The following is a 1,145-nucleotide window of genomic DNA, read 5'->3' as shown; positions in this document are numbered from 1 at the left end:
AATTACTGACAAAAATTTGCTCAAATAAACTTCGAGTAATTTCTACCATCAATCAATGAAAATAATTTCGATCGATCAATCAGTAAAAATCCACACAAGTTGTTCTTCATAATCTCTTAATGATCTTTCTAACATCTCGTCAATGCTAGAAGCTGGACTTCGATAAACTCAACAACTCAACGCTTCACGTTTCGTTCGTTTCCGTCTATCTCGTCGGTATGGTGCTCATTATAGGGCAATTTCTTACACGTGCAAGTGCTTTTCACTCACAAAGAACACGAGTGTTTTATTTTTATGCACCATTATGGTTCAAAAAACACACTTTACTCACATAAATACATGATATTTATTACAAATATCATGTAAAATATTTTTCCTATTTTGTGTGCTTAGTTTTTTACAGGTGCTGCTTTAATCACCACACTCTGTATAACTACTGGGTTTACAGGGACATTCTGATGCATTCCATAGTTCGCAGTTGGAACTTTTACGATTTTATCGACGATATCCATACCTTTAGTGACCTTACCAAAAACAGCATATCCCGCATTCATTGCACTTTTATTGAGAAAGTCATTGTCTGCAACATTAATAAAGAACTGACTACTTGCTGAATCAGGATGATTCATCCGTGCCATTGCCAATGTGCCGCGCTTATTGCTCAAGCCATTACTTGATTCATTCTTAATAGCCGCTTTTGTTGGCTTCTCCTGCATTTTGACATCCATGCCCCCACCCTGAACCATAAATCCAGGAATCACGCGATGAAAGATCGTGCCGTTATAAAATTTTTCTTTTGCATAGCTTTCAAAGTTTTTAGCTGAGATAGGTGCCTTGTCATTGAATAGCTCAATTTCAATATTGCCTTGAGAGGTTTTCATTTCGACAATAGTATTGGCAGCAAAACTGCTTAAGCTCACACAGCCAAGTGCTGCGGTAAATAAAATCTGTTTTAACATTTGCTAACTCTTCTGGTTGATCTCGTACTTGTTATTGACTGTATATTAGTCTTTGATGATTGACATACTCCCACCACCAAGCTAAGAGCTATGGTGGGGGAATCTTTGCGACCCATGCAATCTTAGAGATTGCACCTTTCGATACCGCACTGCGCTGACAGTATGGCGGTACAGGAACTCTTTATA

1 protein-coding gene is annotated in these 1,145 nt (G+C 37.9%); it reads right to left on the bottom strand.

The window, feature by feature from the left end:
• Nucleotides 1-389: 389 nt before the first annotated feature.
• Nucleotides 390-959: a peptidylprolyl isomerase gene (locus FTU83_RS17270; RefSeq protein ID WP_180005529.1), complete on the bottom strand. Its 570-nt coding sequence runs from the start codon at nucleotides 957-959 to the stop codon at nucleotides 390-392.
• Nucleotides 960-1,145: the final 186 nt, after the last annotated feature.

The organism is Acinetobacter sp. YH12152, from assembly GCF_013418285.1.
Lineage (GTDB): Bacteria > Pseudomonadota > Gammaproteobacteria > Pseudomonadales > Moraxellaceae > Acinetobacter > Acinetobacter amyesii.
The sequence above is the reverse complement of the archived record's forward strand: the minus strand, read 5'-3'. Positions and strand labels throughout refer to the sequence as shown.